Source organism: Thalassovita aquimarina (genome assembly GCF_018219815.1).
In the GTDB taxonomy this organism is placed as follows: domain Bacteria; phylum Pseudomonadota; class Alphaproteobacteria; order Rhodobacterales; family Rhodobacteraceae; genus Thalassobius; species Thalassobius aquimarinus.
In genome coordinates, this window is sequence record NZ_JADMKU010000015.1 from 20,778 (window position 1) to 41,704 (window position 20,927).

General features: G+C 64.3%; 19 protein-coding genes. 7 read left to right on the forward strand and 12 right to left on the reverse strand.

Annotated features, from left to right (window positions below; all coding sequences use genetic code 11):
* Nucleotides 1-77: 77 nt before the first annotated feature.
* From IT775_RS15190 to IT775_RS15210, 5 genes are all read left to right on the forward strand, one after another.
* Nucleotides 78-1,832, forward strand: a complete 1,755-nt coding sequence (locus IT775_RS15190; protein WP_212702024.1) for a pentapeptide repeat-containing protein — start codon at nt 78-80, stop codon at nt 1,830-1,832.
* 76 nt (nt 1,833-1,908) lie between these two features.
* On the forward strand, nt 1,909-2,985 hold the full coding sequence (locus IT775_RS15195; RefSeq protein WP_212702027.1) for an AI-2E family transporter: 1,077 nt from the start codon (nt 1,909-1,911) through the stop codon (nt 2,983-2,985).
* Nucleotides 2,982-3,683, forward strand: coding sequence for a DnaA ATPase domain-containing protein (locus IT775_RS15200; RefSeq protein WP_343231150.1), 702 nt, complete (start codon nt 2,982-2,984; stop codon nt 3,681-3,683). Before IT775_RS15195 ends, IT775_RS15200 begins: the two co-directional genes overlap by 4 nt.
* Nucleotides 3,684-3,772: 89 nt before the next feature.
* Nucleotides 3,773-5,947, forward strand: a complete 2,175-nt coding sequence (locus IT775_RS15205) for an RNA degradosome polyphosphate kinase (RefSeq protein ID WP_212702028.1) — start codon at nt 3,773-3,775, stop codon at nt 5,945-5,947.
* Between the two features lie 52 nt (nt 5,948-5,999).
* Nucleotides 6,000-7,565, forward strand: a complete 1,566-nt coding sequence (locus IT775_RS15210; RefSeq protein WP_212702030.1) for a Ppx/GppA family phosphatase — start codon at nt 6,000-6,002, stop codon at nt 7,563-7,565.
* A 22-nt stretch (nt 7,566-7,587) separates the two neighbouring features.
* Here the strand turns inward: IT775_RS15210 and IT775_RS15215 are convergent, their stop codons facing one another.
* From IT775_RS15215 to IT775_RS15235, 5 genes are all read right to left on the reverse strand, one after another.
* Nucleotides 7,588-7,983 (reverse strand): hypothetical protein, encoded by a 396-nt coding sequence (locus IT775_RS15215; protein ID WP_212702032.1) that lies wholly within the window; start codon nt 7,981-7,983, stop codon nt 7,588-7,590.
* Between the two features lie 85 nt (nt 7,984-8,068).
* Nucleotides 8,069-9,094, reverse strand: coding sequence for an endonuclease/exonuclease/phosphatase family protein (locus tag IT775_RS15220; RefSeq protein ID WP_212702152.1), 1,026 nt, complete (start codon nt 9,092-9,094; stop codon nt 8,069-8,071).
* A gap of 14 nt (nt 9,095-9,108) precedes the next feature.
* Nucleotides 9,109-9,792 (reverse strand): molecular chaperone DjiA, encoded by a 684-nt coding sequence (locus tag IT775_RS15225; protein WP_212702034.1) that lies wholly within the window; start codon nt 9,790-9,792, stop codon nt 9,109-9,111.
* Nucleotides 9,793-9,855: 63 nt separating this feature from the next.
* Nucleotides 9,856-10,344 (reverse strand): GNAT family N-acetyltransferase, encoded by a 489-nt coding sequence (locus tag IT775_RS15230; protein ID WP_212702036.1) that lies wholly within the window; start codon nt 10,342-10,344, stop codon nt 9,856-9,858.
* Complete coding sequence (locus IT775_RS15235; RefSeq protein ID WP_212702038.1) at nt 10,341-10,958, reverse strand: VOC family protein; 618 nt, start codon at nt 10,956-10,958, stop codon at nt 10,341-10,343. Before IT775_RS15235 ends, IT775_RS15230 begins: the two co-directional genes overlap by 4 nt.
* 89 nt (nt 10,959-11,047) lie before the next feature.
* On the opposite strand from IT775_RS15235, the gene nhaA reads away from it, so the two are divergent.
* Nucleotides 11,048-12,232: a Na+/H+ antiporter NhaA gene (gene nhaA, locus IT775_RS15240; protein ID WP_212702041.1), complete on the forward strand. Its 1,185-nt coding sequence runs from the start codon at nt 11,048-11,050 to the stop codon at nt 12,230-12,232.
* Between the two features lie 123 nt (nt 12,233-12,355).
* On the opposite strand, the gene scpA is transcribed toward nhaA, so the two are convergent.
* The gene (gene scpA, locus IT775_RS15245) at nt 12,356-14,485 is read right to left on the reverse strand and encodes a methylmalonyl-CoA mutase (protein WP_212702043.1); all 2,130 of its coding nucleotides are present in this window, start codon (nt 14,483-14,485) and stop codon (nt 12,356-12,358) included.
* A 144-nt stretch (nt 14,486-14,629) separates the two neighbouring features.
* On the opposite strand from scpA, the gene IT775_RS15250 reads away from it, so the two are divergent.
* Nucleotides 14,630-15,073: a DUF4174 domain-containing protein gene (locus IT775_RS15250; RefSeq protein ID WP_212702045.1), complete on the forward strand. Its 444-nt coding sequence runs from the start codon at nt 14,630-14,632 to the stop codon at nt 15,071-15,073.
* Nucleotides 15,074-15,163: 90 nt separating this feature from the next.
* On the opposite strand, the gene IT775_RS15255 is transcribed toward IT775_RS15250, so the two are convergent.
* From IT775_RS15255 to IT775_RS15280, 6 genes are all read right to left on the reverse strand, one after another.
* A complete protein-coding gene (locus IT775_RS15255; protein WP_212702046.1) occupies nt 15,164-17,212 on the reverse strand; it encodes an acetyl-CoA carboxylase biotin carboxylase subunit in 2,049 nt (682 codons plus the stop codon).
* Entirely contained in the window at nt 17,202-17,897 is a 696-nt protein-coding gene (locus tag IT775_RS21665; RefSeq protein WP_212702048.1) for a hypothetical protein, read from the reverse strand. Before IT775_RS21665 ends, IT775_RS15255 begins: the two co-directional genes overlap by 11 nt.
* Nucleotides 17,898-17,902: 5 nt before the next feature.
* Complete coding sequence (locus IT775_RS15265) at nt 17,903-18,250, reverse strand: hypothetical protein (protein ID WP_212702050.1); 348 nt, start codon at nt 18,248-18,250, stop codon at nt 17,903-17,905.
* Nucleotides 18,251-18,428: 178 nt separating this feature from the next.
* A complete protein-coding gene (locus tag IT775_RS15270; protein WP_212702059.1) occupies nt 18,429-18,842 on the reverse strand; it encodes a DUF6497 family protein in 414 nt (137 codons plus the stop codon).
* The gene (locus IT775_RS15275; protein ID WP_212702068.1) at nt 18,835-19,185 is read right to left on the reverse strand and encodes a hypothetical protein; all 351 of its coding nucleotides are present in this window, start codon (nt 19,183-19,185) and stop codon (nt 18,835-18,837) included. The genes IT775_RS15270 and IT775_RS15275 overlap by 8 nt, the downstream gene beginning before the upstream one ends.
* A 75-nt stretch (nt 19,186-19,260) precedes the next feature.
* Nucleotides 19,261-20,793, reverse strand: coding sequence for an acyl-CoA carboxylase subunit beta (locus tag IT775_RS15280; protein WP_212702077.1), 1,533 nt, complete (start codon nt 20,791-20,793; stop codon nt 19,261-19,263).
* Nucleotides 20,794-20,927: the final 134 nt, after the last annotated feature.

The window sequence follows — 20,927 nt, forward strand, 5'->3', positions numbered from 1 at the left end:
TGAGGCGCGAAGCGGTTTCACCGCGATGCAGCCGGGGGTTAAGTCTTTCGCAAGCATTTTGCCGCTAAGACTTTTTCATGACTGATCGTGAAGAAGACGCACATAGAAGCCTTCCCTACTGGTTCGTCCTGGCCGACGCGCAGCGTTCTCCGACGGCCACCCGGTTGCGGCCTGCCTTTGCAGTGGGGTCCCTGCTGCTGTTTGCATTGGCGCTGGCCGCCAGCGTTCTCATCCTGCTGCGGGTGATCGCGTTCCCGGCCGGGATCGATGCCGGCAGCGGGATCGTGGTGACCGGCATCCTGGCCGCGCCCTTGCTGATCTGGTCCGCGGCGGTCAGCCGCCGGGCGCTGTGGGTACAGCAGGAAGGCCGGATCACCGAACTGATTTCCAACGCGGTGGAATTGCTGGCCACCGTCAAGACGGTGCAGACGACCGGGCGGGATCCGCGGGGTGTGCCGGTCACAATCGATCAATCTGTGCCCAATATCGAAGTACGCACCGGCGCACTGTTGTCGCTGGAACGGATCGCGCGGGATTCGGTGATCCACGGGCGCAGCCGCGACCATGTGCGGGTGATGGAAATCCTCTGCGCCTATATCCGCGAAAACGCCCCGGCCCGCGACGCGACGGATTTCCCGCTGCCCGACTGGGAACCGTTGCCGGAACAGGCCGATGACACCATGCGGCGGCAGCACGAGATGTGGCGCCGGGCCCGTTTTTCCCCGCAGTTCGACAACAATGCCCGCGACTGGGCGCAATCGCTACGCGGGCCGCGGGTGGATATCCAGATGGCGCTGGACATCCTGGCGCGGCGCAATCCGGCGCAGCGGCTGGCCGAGGCGGAATGGAGCACCGCGCCCGGCGCAGCCCCGAACTGGGTCTTCGACACCGAAACCTACGACGCGCTGCCCGACGGGGACCCGGCCGAGGCGATCCCGGCGGACGCGGTCAAGACGTTCCTGCGCCGCCTGACCGGGTGGCGGGAAATCATCTGGGCCTATCCGGGTTACCGGATCGACCTGCGCCGCACCAACCTGCAGGGGGCCGACCTGGCCGGGGCGCTTCTGTGCGGCGCGCGGCTGGAAGAGGCGCGGCTGGAAGGCGCGAAGCTCGCCGGGGCGCGGCTGGAAGGCGCGCACATGGATGCCGCCCGGCTCGAGGGCGCCAACCTGTTCGAGGCGCGGATGGAAGGCGCGCGGCTGTTCGGGGCGCGGCTGGAAGGCGCCTACCTGCGGCGGGCGCGGCTGGAAGGCGCGCTGCTGCACGAGGCACGGATGGAAGGCGCGCTGCTCTACCGGGCGCGGATGCAGGGGGCCGACCTGCGCGACGCGCATCTGGAGGCGGCGGATCTGGGCGAGGCGCGGCTGGAAGGCGCGAAGCTGACCGGTGCGCGGCTGGAAGGATCGAGCCTGTTCGAAGCTCATATGGAGGTGGCCAACCTGTTCGAGGCCCACATGGACAAGGCCAGCCTGTTCGAAACCCGGCTGCAGGGCGCCGATCTGCGCGGCGCACGGATGGCCGGGGCCTTTATCACCCGGGCGCGGATGGACGCCGACACCGCGCTCAGTGCCGCCAACATGCAGGGCGCGGCGCTGCGCGAAATGGATTTTTCCGTCGTGAAAATCGCCGCCGAGCAGATCACGTCGAGCTTCGGCGACGCCTCGGTCATCCTGCCGGGGCATGTCACGCCGGGCGCCAACGACTGGCCCGGGCACTGGCCGCAATGGGAATTGCCGGTGGGCATTGCCGACACCAACGATTTCCCCACCCAGTGGAACGCCTGGCGCGCCGGCCCCGAGGCCTATTCCCCGCCGCCGCCACCCGCCGCCTGAACCCGGGCCAGGCCAAAAACCCCCCTTGCACAAACGCCCGCAACAGACGACATAAGGGGAAAACGGGGGAAAGCGCATGGCTCTGCCGGCCAGGGATCAGGTGAAATACTGGGGGATCGCCACGGCGGTCTTTGCCCTGGTTCTGTGGTATCTGGGCGACGTGCTGCTGCCCTTCGTGCTGGGCGGCGCGGTGGCCTATTTCCTCGATCCGGTGGCCGACAGGTTGGAACGTGCGGGATTGAGCCGGGCGGCGGCGACGGCGGTGATCACCCTGGCCGCGATCCTGATCTTCGTCATCCTGGTGCTGCTGGTGCTGCCGACCCTGATCCAGCAGGCGGTGTCGCTGTTCAATACGGTGCCCGACCTGTTCAACGATCTGCGCAGTTTCCTGACCGGGCGTTTCCCCGATCTGATGGACGAGAACTCGACCCTGTACCAATCGCTGGCCTCGGTCGGGGAAACGATCAAGTCGCGCGGCGGCGAATTGCTCAACACGGTGCTCAGTTCGGCGATGTCGATCATCAACATGGTGGCGCTTCTGGTCATCGTGCCGGTGGTCGCGTTCTACCTGCTGTACGACTGGGACAACATGGTGGCGCGGGTCGACGAATTGCTGCCGCGTGATCATGCGCCGGTGATCCGCAGCGTCGCCGCGGATATCGACAAAACCCTGGCCAGTTTCATCCGCGGCATGGGCACCGTCAGCCTGATCCTGGGCACCTATTACGCGGTGGCGCTGATGCTGGTGGGGCTGCAATTCGGGCTGGTCGTCGGTTTCGTCGCCGGGGCGCTGACCTTCATTCCTTACGTTGGCGCCTTCGTCGGCGGCGTGCTGGCGATCGGGCTGGCGCTGTTCCAGTTCTGGGGCGAGTGGATTTCGATCGGGCTGGTGGCCGGGATTTTCGTGCTGGGCCAGGTGGCCGAGGGCAATGTCCTGACCCCGAAACTGGTCGGCAGCTCGGTCGGGTTGCACCCGGTCTGGCTGATCCTGGCTCTGTCGGTGTTCGGCGCGCTGTTCGGCTTCATCGGCATGCTCGTGGCGGTTCCGGTGGCCGCCGCGATCGGCGTCGTCACCCGTTTCCTGATCCGGGAATACAAGGGCAGCCGCCTGTATCGTGGCCATGCCGGACAAGCCGGGAAAGACGACGCGTGAAAGGACAGCAGCTGAGTTTCGACCTGCCGGTGCGCCCCGCACTGGGCCGTGACGATTTCTTCGTCTCGCCCGCCAATGCGATGGCGGTGGTCCTGATCGAAAGCTGGCAAAGCTGGGCCGGGCGCAAGCTCGCCCTGATCGGACCGGCGGGATCGGGCAAGACCCACCTGGCGCATGTCTGGGCGGCGGCAAGCGGCGCGCGGATCGTACCGGCGCGCGACCTGGTCACGGCCGACATCCCGGCGTTGGCGGCCGGCCCCGTAGTGGTCGAGGACGTGCAGAAGATCGCCGGCAACCGCAACGCGGAAGAGGCGCTGTTCCACCTGCACAACCTGGTTCTGGCCGAGGGCCATCACATGCTGGTCACCGCCGACCGCGAACCGCATCTGTGGGGGCTGACCCTGCCGGACCTGATGAGCCGGATGCAGGGCACCCAGGCGGTCAGGCTGGACCAGCCTGACGATCAGCTGCTGTCAGCCGTGGTGGCGAAGCTGTTCGCCGACCGGCAACTGGCGCCGGGGCCGGACGTGATTTCCTATCTGGTGGCGCGGATGGACCGGTCGATGCAGGCCGCGCGCGACCTGGTGGCGCGGGTCGACCGCGAGGCCTTGGCGCAGAAACGCCCCATCACCCGGCGGCTGGCGGCGGAGGTTCTGGGCCAGAGCGAACTGCCCGATTTCCTGGACGGGTCGACCTAGGCGCTGCCGCGGCAACGCGCTGGACAATCGCCCCGCGCAGAGGCACTCTCTGTCACCATAGCGTTACAGGTTCCAAGCATAAGCGCCTTATGTTGCAAGCAGATTTTCTCCAAGCTCCGTTCTCGGAGCCGATCGAACTTCCCGATCTGGATTTCTCCGGACCGGGCCGATTTTACAATCGCGAACTCAGCTGGCTGGGTTTCAACTGGCGGGTTCTGGAAGAGGCGACGAATCCCCGCGTGCCGCTGCTCGAACGGGTGCGGTTCCTGTCGATTTCGGCCACCAACCTGGACGAATTCTATACCGTGCGCGTCGCCGGCCTGCGCGAATTGAAGCGCGAAGGCCACACCGCGCCGGCACAGGACGGGCTGACGCCCGCCGAACAGCTGGTTCTGATCAACGAAGACGCCCGCAACCTGATGCAGGAACAGCAGCGAATCTTCGACGTGTTGCGACAGGAAATGGCGACGGAGAACATTTTCATCCTGGGCCGCGACGACGTGCCGGACGAGGACAAGCCCTACCTGCTGGACATTTTCCTCAACCAGGTATTCCCGGTGCTGTCGCCTTTGGCGGTGGACCCGGCGCACCCGTTCCCGTTCATCCCGAACACCGGATTTTCGCTGGCGCTGCGGATGGAACGGCGCCGCGACAAACGGGAACTGACCACGCTGCTGCCGATCCCGCAGCAGATCGACCGGTTCGTGCGGCTGCCGACCTCCGAGGGCTGGCATCGCTTCCTGCCGCTGGAAGAATTGCTGCTGCTGTTCAACGAAAAGCTGTTTCCCGGCTACGTGATGAAGGGCCATTGCACCTTCCGGGTGCTGCGCGACAGCGACCTGGAGGTCGAGGACGAGGCCGAAGACCTGGTGCGCGAATTCGAGGTGGCGCTGAAGCGCCGCCGCCGCGGCGAAGTGGTGCGGATGAAGATTTCGTCCGGCGCCCCAGCGGCGCTGACATCGGTGATCATGGGGGAATTGCATGTCGCCGACGATGAAATCGTCGAAGTCGAGGGCATGATCGGCATTGCCGACGTCAAGGAGCTGGTGATCGACGACCGGCCCGACCTGTTGTGGCCGAATTTCACCCCGCGGGTGCCGGAACGGGTGCAGGACCACGACGGCGACATGTTCGAAGCGATCAAGCAGAAGGACATGCTGCTGCATCATCCTTATGAAACCTTCGACATGGTGGTGCGCTTCCTGCAGCAGGCGGCACGCGACCCGGACGTGGTGGCGATCAAGCAGACGCTGTACCGGACCTCGAAACGTTCGCCCATCGTCGAGGCGCTGTGCGAGGCCGCCGAGGACGGCAAATCGGTCACCGCGCTGGTCGAACTGAAGGCACGTTTCGACGAGGCCGCCAATATCCGCCAGTCGCGGCGGCTGGAACGCGCCGGGGCGCATGTGGTTTACGGTTTCACCGACTGGAAAACGCATGCCAAGATTTCCACCGTGGTGCGCCGCGAAGGCGACAAGCTGGTCACCTATACCCATTACGGCACCGGCAACTACCACCCGATCACCGCCAAGATTTACACCGACCTGTCGTTCTTCACCTGCGACCCGGGCCTTGGGCGCGACGCGACCAAGGTGTTCAATTACCTGTCCGGGTATGTCGAACCGGAAGGGTTGGAAAAGCTGTCGATTTCCCCCAGCGGGCTGAAGAAAAAGCTGTTGGAGGAATTCGAGAACGAAATCGAACATGCCCGCGCCGGGCGGCCGGCGGAAATCTGGGCCAAGATGAATTCGCTGATCGACGCGGAAATCATCGACGCGCTGTACAAGGCCAGCCAGGCCGGGGTGAAGATCAGCCTCGTCATCCGCGGCATCTGCGGCATCCGCCCCGGCATCAAGGGGCTGAGCGAAAACATCCGGGTCAAATCTATCGTGGGCCGGTTCCTGGAACATTCCCGCATCGCCTGTTTCGGCAACGGCCACGGGCTGCCCAGCAAACAGGCCAAGGTCTATATTTCCTCGGCCGACTGGATGGGGCGCAACCTGAGCCGCCGGGTCGAAACCCTGGTGCAGATCGAAAATCCCACCGTGAAGGCCCAGATCGTCAGCCAGATCATGGCGGCGAACATGGCGGACGTGGCGCAAAGCTGGGTGATGAAACCCGACGGGCATTTCGAACGCGCGACCTGGGACGAAGGCGCCTTTGCGTTCAATTGCCACAGGTTCTTCATGGAAAATCCTTCGCTGTCTGGCCGCGGATCGGCCGGCGCCAAGGATGTGCCGAAACTGACGCATACCAACGATTGACCAAGCCCCCCGGCTTGGGCATGAAAGCCGGGGATTACGAAGGAAGATTTCGATGGACGATCCGCGCAGCCCGGCGTCACAGGATTGGGATCCGTTTGGCCGGCCGTTGTTCAACGACCCCTCGTCGCGGGCGCTGTCGCGCGTCGGCGTGGTCGATATCGGGTCGAACTCGGTCCGGATGGTGGTGTTCGACGGCGCCGCCCGGTCACCGGCCTATTTCTTCAACGAAAAGATCATGTGTGCGCTTGGTGCCGGACTGTCCGAAACCGGGCGGCTGAACCCCGAGGGCCGGGTGCGGGCGCTGGCGGCGATGCGCCGGTTCCGAAGGCTGGCCGAGGGCATGGACATGCCGCCGCTGACCGCGGTGGCCACGGCGGCGGTGCGCGAAGCCGAGGACGGGCCGGATTTCGTCGCCGAGGTCGAACGCGAAACCGGCATCAGGATCTTCGTCATCGACGGCGAGGAAGAAGCCCGGCTATCGGCCCAGGGCGTCTTGCTGGGCTGGCCGGGATCTTACGGGCTGGTCTGCGATATCGGCGGGTCGTCGATGGAACTGGCCGAAATCGCCGGCGGCGAGGTCAAGCGGCGGGTGACGTCGAAACTGGGGCCGCTGAAGCTGAAGGACGTGGCTGGCGGCAAGAAGGGCCGCAAGGCCTATATCGCCGAAACCGTCGCGGCGCTGGCCGATACCATGGGGCCGCAGCGCAACCGGCTGTTCCTGGTCGGCGGATCGTGGCGGGCGATCGCCCGGATCGACATGGAACGGCGCGGTTATCCGCTGCATGTGCTGCACGAATACCGGATGACCAAGAAATCGGTGAATGCCACGCTGGCCTATATCGCCGAAACCGACCCGGACGAATTGCGCAAGCGCTGCGGGCTGTCGGGGCAGCGGATGGCGCTGGTGCCCCTGGCGGGCGAGGTTCTCAAGCAGGTGATCCGGACCTTCAAGCCACATGACATTGCGATTTCCAGTTATGGCATCCGCGAAGGCATGCTTTACGAACAGATGCCGCAGAAGCTGCGCGAACGCGACCCGCTGATCGAGGCGAGCTACTTTTCCGAAACCAAGGATGCCCGCATGCCCGGGTTCGGCCGCCGCCTGTACCAATTCGTGCTGCCGCTGTTCAAATCCGCGCCGCTGGAACGCAAGCGCCTGATCAAGGCCGCCTGCCTGATGCATGACGTCAGCTGGCGGGCCCATCCCGATTACCGCGCCGAAGTCTGTTTCGACAACGTGACGCGGGCCAACCTGGGCGGGCTGCGCCATTCCGAACGGGTGTTCCTGGGGCTGTCGCTGCTGCACCGCTATCGCAATTCGCGCTCGGGGACGCGGTTCGAACCGATGTTCGACCTGCTGGACGACAGAGCGGTGAAAGAGGCGGAAATCCTGGGCAAGGCGATGCGGCTTGGCGCGATGCTGTGGCCGCAGAAGGATGAAGCCGTCGGCGAATTGCGCTGGTTCCCGAAAAAGAAGAATCTGCAACTGATCCTGGCGCAGAACTCCGAACCGCTGTTCGGAGAGGTGGCCGAGGCGCGGTTCAAATCGCTGGCCCGGTCGCTGGAGGCGGAAACCGATGTGAAGATCCGCCGCGTGGGCCGGTCGCGAACGGCCTGAAGCGGATTATCGGGGCCGTCGATTACAGGTCGATCTGACCGTCTTCCTTTTCCGGCAGCGGATCGGTTTCCGGCGGCAGGGGCTGCTTGCGGCGCAGGATGATATCGCCGTTGGGCAGAAGTTCGGGCGGGTGATACATGGTGATATCGTCCACCTTGCCCATCAGGTCGCGCAGCGCCGGCCCCATTTCCTGCGCGAACTGGCGCAGCGCGGGTTCCATTTCCTCGGTCAGGTCCTGCAGGTCTTCCAGCGCCGGTTCCATTTCCTGCATGATCCCTCTGAAGAACAGCCGGGCGCCTTCCTCCATCAGGGAAAAGCCTTCCTCTTCCGTCTTCGGTTGTTCCGCGCCCTGATCATTGGCGAGCGCAGGCTGCGCCAGCAGGGCGGAGGTCAGGGCGGTGGCAAGAACGTGTTTCATGACCATAAGATAGTCCAGTTCGATGACATTTTTTAGAGGCCCATGCGATTTAGGCCGTTTCCCGCGGATCGGAGGAATCGGCGCCCTAATCCAGGTCGATATCCAGCGTGACCGGGAAATGATCCGACGCGGTCTGCAGCGCATGGCACAATTCCGGCACCCTGAAGCACCCGGCGTCGTCGAATGGGTGCCATATGCGCCATTGCGGGTTGCGCGCGCGCAGGTCGGGCGACACCATGATGTAGTCCAGCAGCGCCTGCAGATAGCGCTTTTCCGGCGCGATATAGAACCGGGCGGTGCTGATCTGCGCCCAGGGGTGGCGCAGCGCCTGTCGCGCATGCGGATCATAAAGGCAGGGTCCGTCCGGGTCGCCCATCACGATTTCGACCGATGAGCGGCCAAACAGGTCTTCGTATTCGTCCAGCCCCGGACCGTCGTTCAAATCGCCCAGCATGATCAATGGCTCGCCCGCCGCGAGGTGGGTTTCGATCCGGCGGCGCAGCCAGATCGCCTGCGCCAGCTGCTTGCGCCGGTTGGTGATGGCGGCGCGCATGATCGCGTCGCGGCCGCGCGCCCCATGCGGCGCCTTGGATTTCAGATGCGCCCCGATCATGCGGAATTCGAACCCGTCCGCGGTACGCATCCCCAGTTCCAGCGGCGGCTTGGAAAAACTGACCAGATCCTCGGTCGCGTCGATATCCAGATCGATGCGGAACACCCCGTCGAAACGCGGCGCTTCGGTCGATCCCTTCTTGCCGGTCGGTTCGCCCAGCGGATCGTGCCAGACGGTCAGCCGGTCGGGATCGTAGAGCAGCGCGATTTCCTGCTGGGTATGGTTGGAAAACCCCACCACCGCCTTGCGGCAGCGCAGGTCGAAGGCGCGGGCGAAGCTTTCCAGCGCGCTGACAGTGGTGCGTTTGTGATTTTCATCCGGGGCTTCGATCACCATCACCGCGTCGGCGTCGATCGCCGTGAACACGATACCAAGCGCGGCCAATTGTTCGCCCCGCCTTACATCCTGCCGCCCCGACCAGTGGTCATCGTCCAGCAGGTTGCCGTCGTCATCAAAGAGGTTGTTGAACCATTCGACGTTATAGGTGGCGATCCGCATCACGCCCTCTCCCATCACGCGTCTTCTGAGGCGCTGATTTCTTCCCAAGCGTTGTTGAGGTCGATCATGCGCTTTTCGGCCATTTTCACCGCCTCTGCCGGCACGCCACGGGCGACCATCGCATCCGGGTGCGTGTCGCGCACCAGCTGTTTCCATGCGCGCCGGATGTCTTCGATCGGCGTTCCCGGCGTCACCCCCAGCACCGCGAAGGGATCGGGGGCGGCATCGGGCACGAAGCGGCTGCGCAATCCGCGAAACTCGGCCTCGCCCATGCCGAAGATTTCAGCCACCCGTGCCAGGAAGGCGTCTTCGGCCGGATGATAGGTGCCATCGGCCATCGCGATGTGGAACAGCCCTTCCATTAGGTCGCACAGGCAGTCCTGGCCATCACCGAACATCGCCCGGATACGGCGGGCGTATTCTTCGAACCCGGCCACGTCCTTGCGCGCCAGGTTGAACACCCGCGCCGCGCCCGGTTCGTCCTCGCGCGCGATCTGGAACACTTCGCGCATCGCGCTGACCTCGTCGCGAGTGACCAGGCCGTCGGCCTTGGCCATCTTGGCCGACAGCGCGATCACCGCGATGGTGAAGGCCACGCTGCGTTCGGGCGGCGTGCGCAGATGATCGAAGATCGCGCTCAGCCCCTCGCCATTGGCAAGGGCCGAGATCGCATCGCCTATGCGTTTCCAGATCGACATGATCCCATCCTAGCCCGCGCCGGTGTCAAAGTCATGGCGCATAAAGCAGATGCGGCGCGCGGATCAAAGGATTTTCTGCATCAGCACAAGGTCCATCCAGCGGTCGAACTTGCGCCCGACCTCGGGCAACCGGGCGATTTCGCGATACCCGAGCGCGGCATGGAAGCCGACGCCGGACGGATTGTCGCCACTGACGCCGGCGAAAAGCGAATGCACCCCGGCGGCACGGGCATGATCCTCGATCGCCGCCATCAGGTCGCGGCCCAGCCCGCACCCCCGCGCCCGCGGCGCGATATGGATGGTGTGTTCCATCGTGTGGCGGTATCCCGGCCCGCCGCGGAACTGGAAATAGGTCGCGAAACCGGTCACCTCGCCCGCCTCCTCGGCCACCAGGAAGGCCTTGCCCTCGGCCCGTTTCGCGGCGAAGTCGGCGATCAGGTCGGCTTCGGTCTTTTCCAGCGTCGAAAAGGTCGCGGCGGTGTCGCGGATGATGTGGTTCCAGATGTCGGCCACTGCGGCGGCGTCCCGCGGTTCGGCTTGGCGGATATTCATCGCAGCGCCACCTCTCCGTTCGGGGTTTCCAATATCGCCGTCATTTCCGGAACCTCGCTTGGCTCGATCCTGACCCTGCCTTCGGACAGAAGCCCCTGCAGCGCCACCGAAAACCCTGCGCTGTCGGGATGGCCGATCACCAGTTCCTTCAGCCGGCAGCCCGACGGCGCCAGCCGGTCCGCCGCCATCGGTCCCTGCCCCCAGTCGATCATCGCCGGGAACAGGTTGGCAAAGGGCAACGTGCCGTCCCCGGGCATCCCCATGCGCCAGCTCAGATCACCACGCTGCAACGCCAGCGGCGCCAGGTCCGGCCCGAAGGCGCGCGCCATGTCGGTCTCCAACGCATCGCTGCGGCACACCCAGTTGGTCAGCCGCGGCGCGCCATCGAACCGGCCCAGGTCGAACATCCGTGCCCGCCCCGGATCGGGGGCATCGGGATCGATGGCGATGATTTCCAGGTAAATCCCGTTGTCCAGACCCAGCAACATGTTATGGGTGCCGAAAAGCACATGCTTGCCGCCCGGCTGCACCGGCACGCCGAGTCCCCCCTCGACATATTCGCGCCCCTCCTCCAGCGTTTCCGCCGACACGACAATGTGATCCAATTGCAACATTTCGCGCATCCTCCGGCCCCGCTCGCTTGAAGCGGGACAAATATAACCCATTTCGTCAGGAAATCTGACTCCGGCAACAGGGAAACGCAATGCTGCTTCGAACCATAGATCGATTTTTCCGCCATGAGGCGTCCGGCGGTATCCTTTTGATGCTCTCGGCCGTCGCCGCCCTGATCGTGGCGAATTCCTCGTTCTCGGGCTTCTACGACACCTTTCTGAACGCCAAGCTGGCGATCACGCTCAACGGCGAGGGGCTGGCGAAGCCGCTGATCCTGTGGATCAACGACGGCTTGATGGCCGTCTTCTTCTTCCTGATCGGGCTGGAACTGAAGCGCGAGATACTCGAAGGCAAGCTGAAGAACCCCAAGGACGTGATGCTGCCCGGCATGGCGGCGGTGGGCGGCATGGCGGTGCCAGCGCTGATCTATGCGGCACTGAACTGGGGCGAACCCAGCCTGTCCGGCTGGGCCATTCCGGCGGCCACCGACATCGCCTTCGCGCTCGGCATCCTGGCGCTGATGGGCACCCGCGCGCCGGCTTCGCTCAAGGTGTTCCTGCTAACGCTGGCGATCCTCGACGACCTCGGCGCGATCGTGATCATCGCGCTGTTCTACACCGCCGACCTGAAAGTCGATTACCTGTTCCTGTCGCTGCTGCCGCTGGGCGCGATGATCTGGCTGAACATGAAGCGCACGCACCGGGTGGCGCCGATGATCCTGCTCGGCGCGATCCTGTGGTTCTTCGTGCTGAAGTCGGGCGTCCATGCGACGCTGGCGGGCGTCATCACCGCCTTTTTCATCCCGCTCACCGACAAGTGGGGCAAGTCGCCGCTGCATGCGCTGGAAAACGGGCTGGCGCCTTACGTGCTCTACCTCATCGTGCCGATCTTCGCCTTCGCCAATGCCGGCGTGGTGCTGGCCGGGATCACTTTCGCCGACCTCGCCGCGCCGCTGCCTCTGGGCATCGCGCTCGGCCTGATCGCGGGCAAGCAGATCGGCGTCTTCGGCGTGACCTGGATCATGGTGAAATCCGGCATGGCGCGGATGCCGGGCGGGGCGAACTGGATGCATATCTACGGCATCGCCTGCCTGGCGGGCATCGGCTTCACCATGTCGCTGTTCATCGGCGGGCTCAGCTTCGACACCCCGGACCTGATGAACCAGGTGCGGCTGGGCGTGCTGGCGGGGTCGCTGATCTCGGCATTGCTGGGCTATGGCGCGCTGACGCTGGCCAGCCGTCAGAAGCAACCTGCCCCGCTGCAAACGGCGGACTAATCCTCCCCGGGAAAAGGGCCCGCGCGTCACGAGCGACGCCGGGCCCTTCTTCTTTTCAGAAATATCCTCGGGGGGAATTGGCCGCAGGCCAAGGGGGGCAGACAGCCCCCCTGCCCGGTCCAATCAGCCGCGCGCCTCGCGGATCAGGCGCAGGATATCCTCGGCCGCCTCGGGAATATTGGTCCCCGGCCCGAAGATCGCCTTCACGCCCGCCTTTTTCAGGAAATCGTAATCCTGCTGCGGGATGACGCCGCCACAGATCACGATGATGTCGCCGGCCTCCTTTTCCTCCAGCGCCTTGATCAGCTGCGGTGCCAGCGTCTTGTGCCCCGCCGCCTGGGACGAGATGCCCACAACGTGCACGTCGTTGTCCACCGCGTCCTGCGCCGCTTCGTCCGGGGTCTGGAACAGCGGCCCCACGTCGACGTCGAAGCCGATATCGGCAAAGGCCGTCGCGATCACCTTGGCGCCGCGGTCGTGCCCGTCCTGGCCCATCTTCACCACCAGCATGCGCGGGCGGCGGCCTTCTTCCGTGGCGAAATCTTCGACCGATTTCTGGATCTTGGCAAAGCCTTCATCGCCCTCGTACGCGGCGCCATAGACGCCCGCCAGGGTCTTCACCTCGGCGCGGTGACGGCCGAATTCCTTTTCCATTGCCATGCTGATTTCTCCGACACTGGCCCGGGCGCGGGCGGCTTCGACCGCCGCCTCGAGCAGGTTGCCGCCTTCCTTGGCGCGGCGGGTGAGTTCATCGAGCGCCGCCTGACACGCGGCCTCGTCCCGCTCGGCGCGGATTTTCTGCAGCCGGGCGATCTGGCTTTCCCGCACCTTGACGTTGTCGACGTCGAGGATGTCGATCGGGTCTTCCTTGTCCTTGCGGTACTTGTTCACGCCGACGATCACTTCCTCGCCGCGGTCGATCATCGCCTGGCGGCGGGCAGCGGTTTCCTCGATCCTGAGCTTCGGCATGCCGCTGGCCACCGCCTTGGTCATGCCGCCCATGTCCTCGACTTCCTGCATCAGCGCCCAGGCCTTGTCGGCCAGTTCCGCGGTCAGGCTTTCGACGTAATAGGACCCGGCCAGCGGATCGACCACGTTGGTCACGCCGGTTTCTTCCTGCAGGATCAGCTGCGTGTTGCGCGCGATCCGGGCCGAAAAATCGGTGGGCAGCGCGATCGCTTCGTCAAGCGCGTTGGTGTGCAGACTTTGCGTGCCGCCCAGAACCGCGCTCATCGCCTCGTAGGCGGTGCGGATCACGTTGTTGTAGGGGTCCTGTTCCTGCAACGACACGCCCGAGGTCTGGCAGTGGGTACGCAGCATCTTGGATCGTTCGTTCTGCGCCCCGAATTCTGTCATCACCCGGTGCCACAGCAGGCGCGCGGCGCGCAGCTTGGCGGCTTCCATGAAGAAGTTCATGCCGATGGCGAAGAAGAAGGACAGACGCCCGGCGAATTTGTCCACGTCCATCCCGGCCTCGATCGCGGCGCGCACGTATTCGCGCCCGTCGGCCAGCGTGTAGGCCAGTTCCTGCACCAGGTTCGCGCCCGCTTCCTGCATGTGATAGCCGGAAATCGAGATCGAGTTGAATTTCGGCATCTCGTTCGAGGTGTATTCGATGATGTCCGAAATGATCCGCATCGACGGTTCGGGCGGATAGATATAGGTGTTGCGGACCATGAATTCCTTCAGAATGTCGTTCTGAATGGTGCCCGCCAGCAGCGCCTTGTCATGGCCCTGTTCTTCGCCCGTGACGATGAAGTTGGCGAGGATCGGGATTACCGCACCGTTCATCGTCATCGACACCGACACCTTGTCCAACGGGATGCCGTCGAACAGGATCTTCATGTCCTCGACTGAATCGATGGCGACGCCCGCCTTGCCGACGTCCCCCACGACGCGCGGGTGATCGGAATCATAGCCCCGGTGGGTGGCCAGGTCGAAGGCCACCGATACGCCCTGCTGACCGGCGGCGAGGTTGCGGCGGTAGAAGGCGTTGGATTCCTCGGCCGTCGAGAAACCGGCATATTGCCGGATGGTCCAGGGGCGGCCGGCATACATCGTGGCCTTCACCCCGCGGGTGAACGGGCCGAAGCCGGGCAGCGATCCCATGTGATCCAGATCGGAGGTGTCTTCTTCGGTGTAAAGCGGCTGAACCTCGATCCCTTCCAGGGTGTTCCAGTTCAGGTCCTCCAGCGGCCGGCCGCGGAGTTCCTTTTCCGCCAGCTTGCGCCAGTCATCCTTGCCTTGGCTCATGGGTTTGTCCTCTTGTCTGCGCGCCGCGCGGGGGCGGCACCGTGGGGAGATTTGGCGTGGGTCCGGCGCTTCTGCGCGGCCCCCGTGAAATTGTCATTCGCATTCGGCGTCGGGATGCCTATATCTTGATCAACAGGAGGTCCCATGATCACGCGAATGCTTGGAATTGCAGTATTTATCGCCCTGCCCGGCTGGGCCATGGCGGCCGACGCAACCCTGCCCGAAACGATCCCGGCCGAGAGCGGCGAGGTCACGCTGGAACAGTTCCTGTGGGTCAAGCGGCCCATCGTGGTGTTTGCCGACAGCCCCGCCGATCCGCGCTTCGTCGAACAGATGCGGTACCTGGCGGCGGATGCGCCCGGATTGGAGCTGCGCGACGTGGTCGTTCTGACCGACACCGATCCCAAGGGCAAAAGTGCGCTGCGCAAGGAATTGCGCCCGCGCGGTTTCATGCTGGCGCTGGTCGACAAGGACGGGCAGGTCAAGCTGCGCAAACCCGCCCCGTGGACGGTGCGCGAAATCACCCGCTCGATCGACAAGTGGCCGACCCGACAGCAGGAGATTCGCGAAGAGCTGGGCAAGGAATAGCCGTTCCGGCACGCCCCCCGCAGGGCGGGCGCTTCGCACCCTCCCCGCCGGGCCGGGCGCAGGATATGATCCGGAACGGCCATTATCCGATCACTCGAACTCGATGATCACGTCGTCCACGGCGAGGCTGTCACCGGGGCCTGCGTTGACCTTCTTGACCACCGCCTTCTTCTCGGCGCGCAGGATGTTTTCCATCTTCATCGCCTCAACGGTGCACAGCGCCTGGCCTTCCTGCACCTCGTCGCCTTCCGCCACGTCGATCTTCACGATCAGGCCGGGCATCGGGCACAGCAGCAGTTTCGAGGTGTCTGGGGGCAGTTTTTCCGGCATCAGCTTGGCCAGTTCGGCCTGACGCGGGGTGCGCACATGCACCTTCAGGTCGGCGCCGCGCGACCGGATGCGGAATCCGCCGGAGATCTTGCCGACCTTCAGCACCAGCCCTTCGTGACCGTCGAACGAAATCTCGGCCAGCTGATCGCCCGGGGTCCAGTCGCTGGCCACCCGCAGCGCGCTGCCGTCGTCGAATTTCACCGTCGATCCGTCGTGGTCGGCGTCGATGTGAACCGGGAATTCGTGCCCCTGCAACGTCACCACCCAATCGGTGCCGACACGGCGTTCGTGGTTGTCCATCCGGCCCGACACGCGGGTCCGGCGGATTTCCGCGACGCGATGCATGGCGGCAGCGGCGGCGGCGATCCGGCGCAGGGTGTCATTGGGCAGTTCGACACCTTCGAAGCCTTCGGGATATTCCTCGGCGATGAAGGCGGTGGTCATGTCGCCGGAAATGAATTTCGGGTGATCCATCACCGCCGACAGGAACGGCAGGTTGTGACCGATGCCTTCCACTTCGAACCCGTCCAGCGCGTTGCGCATCGCCTCGATCGCCTCGGCCCGGGTCGGGCCCCAGGTGCACAGCTTGGCGATCATCGGATCGTAATACATGCTGATTTCGCCGCCTTCATAGACGCCGGTATCGTTGCGCACCGCGTGGTCGCCGTTAGGCGCCTGGCCCTGCCATTTGCCATTGATCTGCAGCGGCCCGGCAGCGATTTCCACCGGCGGACGGTAACGGGTCAGACGGCCGATCGAGGGCAGGAAGTTGCGATAGGGATCTTCGGCATAGAGACGGTTTTCGATCGCCCAGCCGGTCAGCTTCACATCGTCCTGGCTGATCGACAGCTTTTCGCCGGCGGCGACCCGGATCATCTGTTCCACCAGATCGACACCGGTGATCAGTTCCGTCACCGGGTGTTCCACCTGCAGGCGGGTGTTCATTTCGAGGAAGTAGAAGTTCTTTTCGCCGTCGACGATGAATTCCACCGTACCGGCGCTGGCATAGCCCACCGCCTGCGCCAGTGCCACGGCCTGTTCGCCCATCGCCTTGCGGGTGGCTTCGTCCAGGAACGGGCTGGGGGCCTCTTCGACGACCTTCTGGTTGCGGCGCTGGATCGAACATTCGCGTTCGCCCAGATAGATGCCGTTGCCATGGGAGTCGCACAGGACCTGAATCTCGATGTGGCGCGGCTGGGTCACGAATTTCTCGATGAAGATACGGTCGTCGCCGAAGCTCGACGCCGCCTCGTTCTTCGAGCTCTGGAATCCTTCGCGGGCTTCCTCGTCGTTCCAGGCGATGCGCATGCCCTTGCCGCCGCCCCCGGCGGACGCCTTGATCATCACCGGGTAACCGATTTCGTTGGAAATCTTCACCGCCTCGTCGGCGTCCTCGATCAGGCCCATGTAGCCGGGAACAGTGGAAACGCCCGCTTCCTGGGCGATCTTCTTCGAGGTGATCTTGTCGCCCATCGCCTCGATCGCGCCGACCGGCGGTCCGACGAAGGCCACGCCCTCGGCGGCCAGCGCCTCGGCGAACTTGGAATTTTCCGACAGGAAGCCGTAACCGGGATGCACCGCCTTGGCGCCGGTGGCGCGGATCGCCTCCATCACCTTGTCGATGACGATATAGGACTGGTTCGCCGGCGGCGGGCCGATATGAACCGCTTCGTCCGCCATCTGGACATGCAGCGCCTGCTTGTCGGCATCCGAGTAGATCGCGACGGTCTGGATACCCATTTTGCGGGCGGTCTTGATCACCCGGCAGGCGATTTCGCCCCGGTTCGCAATCAGGATCTTATTGAACATGTGTCGTCCCTTCCGGTTCTTGGCCACCGGGGACCGACCCCGGGGCAATGGCAACAAAAACCCCACCACGGCACGCGGCCGTGATGGGGTGTAAAATTTCGATCGGCGCGATAGCCGAGGATGCGCGCTTAGTTGCAGCGCGATGGGTATTGCCGGCAATAAGCGACATTGGCCGCCGCGCCAACAAGCGCGCCACCGAGAAGATTGCCGTTGACGACAGCCGCGCCCGCAGCACCCGTCCCTGCCCCGAAGAGCGCTTGTTGTTCGAACGTGTCGCCGCAGGCTGCAAGTCCGCCGCAGGCAATGAGGGTAAGGATCCAGTTTCTGGCTCGCATATCGGTTGGCTTTCTTTCTTCGATGCTGTTTTCGGCAGCAATCTGACCAAGCCGCGCGATGAATCCAAGTCGCGGTTCGCAAAATGCGAAATTTGCGCAAATCCTTGCTTATTAAGCGTTTTTCCGCCGATGCCCCGGCGCAAAAAAATGGACGGTCGGCCGGGGACATGGCCGATCCGCCCAAAAGGGGAAGGGGTATGGTTCAGAACATCAGCACCGGCCCACGCATCGGGAAACGGCGCTGCGGGGACCAGCGTGGCGCAACCGCTGCACGACGCCAAGCGGTCAATCGGGACGCCGGCAAAATCAGCCGGTTCCCGCTCAACTTGAATAGCGTTGTGCAACTTCATGCCGATCACTCCTCGAACGCTTCGGGGAACGATGCCCGCGCCGCCGCTTCGTCGATGACCAGCAGCGCCTCGTAGCTGGCGGAATCGAACGGATCCTCGGCCGCGATCACCTCGCGGCCGAACAGCCAGCTCAGCCGCCCGGCATCGAGGTTGCCGCGCTCGAAAGGCTGATCGCCAAAATGTTCCCACAGCGCCTTCATGAAGGTGGCATCGACCTGCCGGTCCACCGACTTACGGTCGCGAAACCGTTCGCGGCGGGTCAGCGGCGTCACCCCCTTGGGGTTGGCGCGGCGGATGGTGAATTGATAATCGGTGCCGGGCATCCGGCCCGGGAAGCCGCGATGTTTCAGCATGATGCGCTCCATTCGTGTCTGCAGGCGCACGGGCGGGCCGGAACGGGCCGGATCGCCGGTTCCCGTGCCGCCAAACCGGCGCGCCGGTTATGTGGGGTCGCCGGTATAGACCGGCCCAGCCGGAATGTCGCCGACTTCCTGCGGCGCTGCGGGAAATTTGCGGCAGCGTGCGGGGACATCAGAAAGCCTCCCAGATGCAGCGGTCGTTTTCGATGCTGAACGCTTCGAAATACTGGACGATATCGGGCGCAGAGGTGCCGAACTCCAGCGCCTGCGACGACATCGAGATCACCACCTGCGAAATGGTTTCCTCCACCTCCCCAAGCAGCGGCAGCGCATATTCGGCGCACAGATGGGCGAAATCGGGCTCCACCCGGTCGAACCCCACCCCGTCAGCCAGTTCCGGCACGACAAAGCGGAACCGCGCCCAGGCGGTGCCGTCGGGCCGGGCCTCGATGAACTGGTCCAGCGGTTCCAGATGCAATCCTGAGGGCACGGCGGTCAGGGCCTCCTCTTGTCCTACCGCCGTGGCCGCGCCGGCCCAGATCAGGGCTGCCCCATACGCGGCGAATTTCGTGACCGGCTTACCCATGGCGCCCCCCGTCCGCATGGGCGATCCAGCGGGCGCGATGCGCCGGGTCCTGCAGCAATGCCGCCACCGTGTCGCTGGCCCGTTGCCGGGGGAAATTGCCATCGACCTGTCCGCCCGCGCGCACCTGCACGCCGTCACCGGTGATTTCGACGCGGACCACCGGGGCAAAGCCCCTGAGCGATTGCAGCGCGCGCCACATGTCCTGCCGGATCTGCCGCGCCAGCCGCAACCGCCCGACGCGCGGAAAGGCCGCTTCGGCGCCGAAGTCGAAGCGCGCGGGCAAACGGCGGGCCAGCGTCAGCGCCCCGTCTTCGCGCAGGATATGCCAGGCTGGGCGCGTCATGAACGCGCCTTTCGCCGGGCAATGCGCATGGCGGCTTGGCCATCAGGATATGCGGACACCAGCAGCACGACGCCCTTACAACGGAATGTTGTCGTGCTTCTTCCACGGGTTGCTGAGCTTCTTGTTGCGAAGCGAAGCAAAGGCCCGGGACACGCGGCGACGGGTCGAATGCGGCTGGATCACCTCGTCGATGAAGCCGCGTTCGGCGGCGACGAAGGGATTGGCGAAACGATCTTCGTAATCCTTGGTATGCGCCGCGATCTTGTCGGCATCGCCCAGATCCGCGCGGTGGATGATCTCGGTCGCGCCCTTGGCGCCCATCACCGCGATTTCGGCGGTCGGCCAGGCATAGTTGAAATCGCCGCGCAGGTGCTTGGACGCCATCACGTCATAGGCGCCGCCATAGGCCTTGCGGGTGATCACGGTGACCTTGGGCACGGTGGCTTCGCCATAGGCGAACAGCAGCTTCGCGCCGTGCTTGATGACGCCGCCGTATTCCTGGGAGGTCCCCGGCAGGAAGCCCGGAACGTCGACCAGGGTCAGGATCGGGATTTCGAACGCGTCGCAGAAGCGCACGAAGCGGGCCGCCTTGCGCGACGAGTCGATGTCGAGGCAGCCTGCCAGCACCATCGGCTGGTTCGCCACCACGCCCACGGTCTGGCCTTCCAGCCGGATGAAACCGGTGATGATGTTCTTGGCGAAATCTTCCTGGATCTCGTAGAAATCGCCCTCGTCCGCGACCTTGTGGATCAGTTCCTTCATGTCATAGGGCGTGTTGGGATTTTCCGGGATCAGCGTGTCGAGGCTGATCTCGACCCGGCCAGGTTCGTCGAAGAACGGGCGCACGGGCGGTTTTTCGCGGTTGTTCAGCGGCAGGAAATCGACCAGCCGGCGAACCTCGGCCAGCGCCTCGACGTCGTTTTCAAAGGCGCCGTCGGCGACCGAGGATTTCTTGGTATGGGTCGATGCGCCGCCCAGTTCCTCGGCCGTGACCTGTTCGTTGGTCACGGTTTTCACCACGTCGGGGCCAGTGACGAACATGTAGGAACTGTCTTTGACCATGAAGATGAAATCGGTCATCGCGGGGGAATAGACCGCGCCGCCTGCGCAGGGCCCCATGATGACGGAGATTTGCGGCACCACGCCCGAGGCCATGATGTTGCGCTGGAACACTTCGGCGTAACCGGCGAGCGAGGCCACCCCTTCCTGGATCCGGGCGCCGCCCGAATCGTTCAGACCGATCACCGGGGCGCCGTTTTGCACCGCCATATCCATGATCTTGCAAATCTTTTCGGCATGGGTTTCCGACAGCGATCCGCCGAAGACGGTGAAGTCCTGACTGAACACATAGACCATGCGGCCGTTGATCGTGCCCCAGCCAGTGATCACGCCGTCGCCCGCGGGCTTTTCCTGCTCCATGCCAAAATCGGTGCAGCGATGCGCCTTGAACATGTCGAATTCTTCGAAACTGTCCTCGTCGAGCAGAAGCTCGATCCGTTCGCGCGCGGTCAGTTTGCCCTTCTTGTGCTGGCTGTCGATACGGCGCTGACCGCCACCCAGACGGGCGGCTGCGCGGCGTTCTTCCAATTCCTGGAGAATATCTTTCATGGCAGACCTCTTATGATTTGGGCTAGGTATAGGCATTCGGGGGCATGTCTCAAAGCAAAATCCGGCAAATTTGCAAATACTTGGCAGCACACCGAATGCTAATTGCAAACCAGCAAACTAACGCTACGTAAACA

What these genes read in the sequence shown, in the direction of transcription:
- IT775_RS15190 (WP_212702024.1), top strand. Translation starts at nt 78, where the DNA reads ATGACTGATCGTGAAGAAGACGCACATAGAAGCCTTCCCTACTGGTTC.
- IT775_RS15195 (WP_212702027.1), top strand. Translation starts at nt 1,909, where the DNA reads ATGGCTCTGCCGGCCAGGGATCAGGTGAAATACTGGGGGATCGCCACG.
- IT775_RS15205 (WP_212702028.1), top strand. Translation starts at nt 3,773, where the DNA reads ATGTTGCAAGCAGATTTTCTCCAAGCTCCGTTCTCGGAGCCGATCGAA.
- IT775_RS15210 (WP_212702030.1), top strand. Translation starts at nt 6,000, where the DNA reads ATGGACGATCCGCGCAGCCCGGCGTCACAGGATTGGGATCCGTTTGGC.
- IT775_RS15215 (WP_212702032.1), bottom strand. Translation starts at nt 7,983, where the DNA reads ATGAAACACGTTCTTGCCACCGCCCTGACCTCCGCCCTGCTGGCGCAG.
- IT775_RS15220 (WP_212702152.1), bottom strand. Translation starts at nt 9,094, where the DNA reads ATGCGGATCGCCACCTATAACGTCGAATGGTTCAACAACCTCTTTGAT.
- IT775_RS15225 (WP_212702034.1), bottom strand. Translation starts at nt 9,792, where the DNA reads ATGTCGATCTGGAAACGCATAGGCGATGCGATCTCGGCCCTTGCCAAT.
- IT775_RS15230 (WP_212702036.1), bottom strand. Translation starts at nt 10,344, where the DNA reads ATGAATATCCGCCAAGCCGAACCGCGGGACGCCGCCGCAGTGGCCGAC.
- IT775_RS15235 (WP_212702038.1), bottom strand. Translation starts at nt 10,958, where the DNA reads ATGTTGCAATTGGATCACATTGTCGTGTCGGCGGAAACGCTGGAGGAG.
- nhaA (WP_212702041.1), top strand. Translation starts at nt 11,048, where the DNA reads ATGCTGCTTCGAACCATAGATCGATTTTTCCGCCATGAGGCGTCCGGC.
- scpA (WP_212702043.1), bottom strand. Translation starts at nt 14,485, where the DNA reads ATGAGCCAAGGCAAGGATGACTGGCGCAAGCTGGCGGAAAAGGAACTC.
- IT775_RS15250 (WP_212702045.1), top strand. Translation starts at nt 14,630, where the DNA reads ATGATCACGCGAATGCTTGGAATTGCAGTATTTATCGCCCTGCCCGGC.
- IT775_RS15255 (WP_212702046.1), bottom strand. Translation starts at nt 17,212, where the DNA reads ATGTTCAATAAGATCCTGATTGCGAACCGGGGCGAAATCGCCTGCCGG.
- IT775_RS21665 (WP_212702048.1), bottom strand. Translation starts at nt 17,897, where the DNA reads ATGAAGTTGCACAACGCTATTCAAGTTGAGCGGGAACCGGCTGATTTT.
- IT775_RS15265 (WP_212702050.1), bottom strand. Translation starts at nt 18,250, where the DNA reads ATGCTGAAACATCGCGGCTTCCCGGGCCGGATGCCCGGCACCGATTAT.
- IT775_RS15270 (WP_212702059.1), bottom strand. Translation starts at nt 18,842, where the DNA reads ATGGGTAAGCCGGTCACGAAATTCGCCGCGTATGGGGCAGCCCTGATC.
- IT775_RS15275 (WP_212702068.1), bottom strand. Translation starts at nt 19,185, where the DNA reads ATGACGCGCCCAGCCTGGCATATCCTGCGCGAAGACGGGGCGCTGACG.
- IT775_RS15280 (WP_212702077.1), bottom strand. Translation starts at nt 20,793, where the DNA reads ATGAAAGATATTCTCCAGGAATTGGAAGAACGCCGCGCAGCCGCCCGT.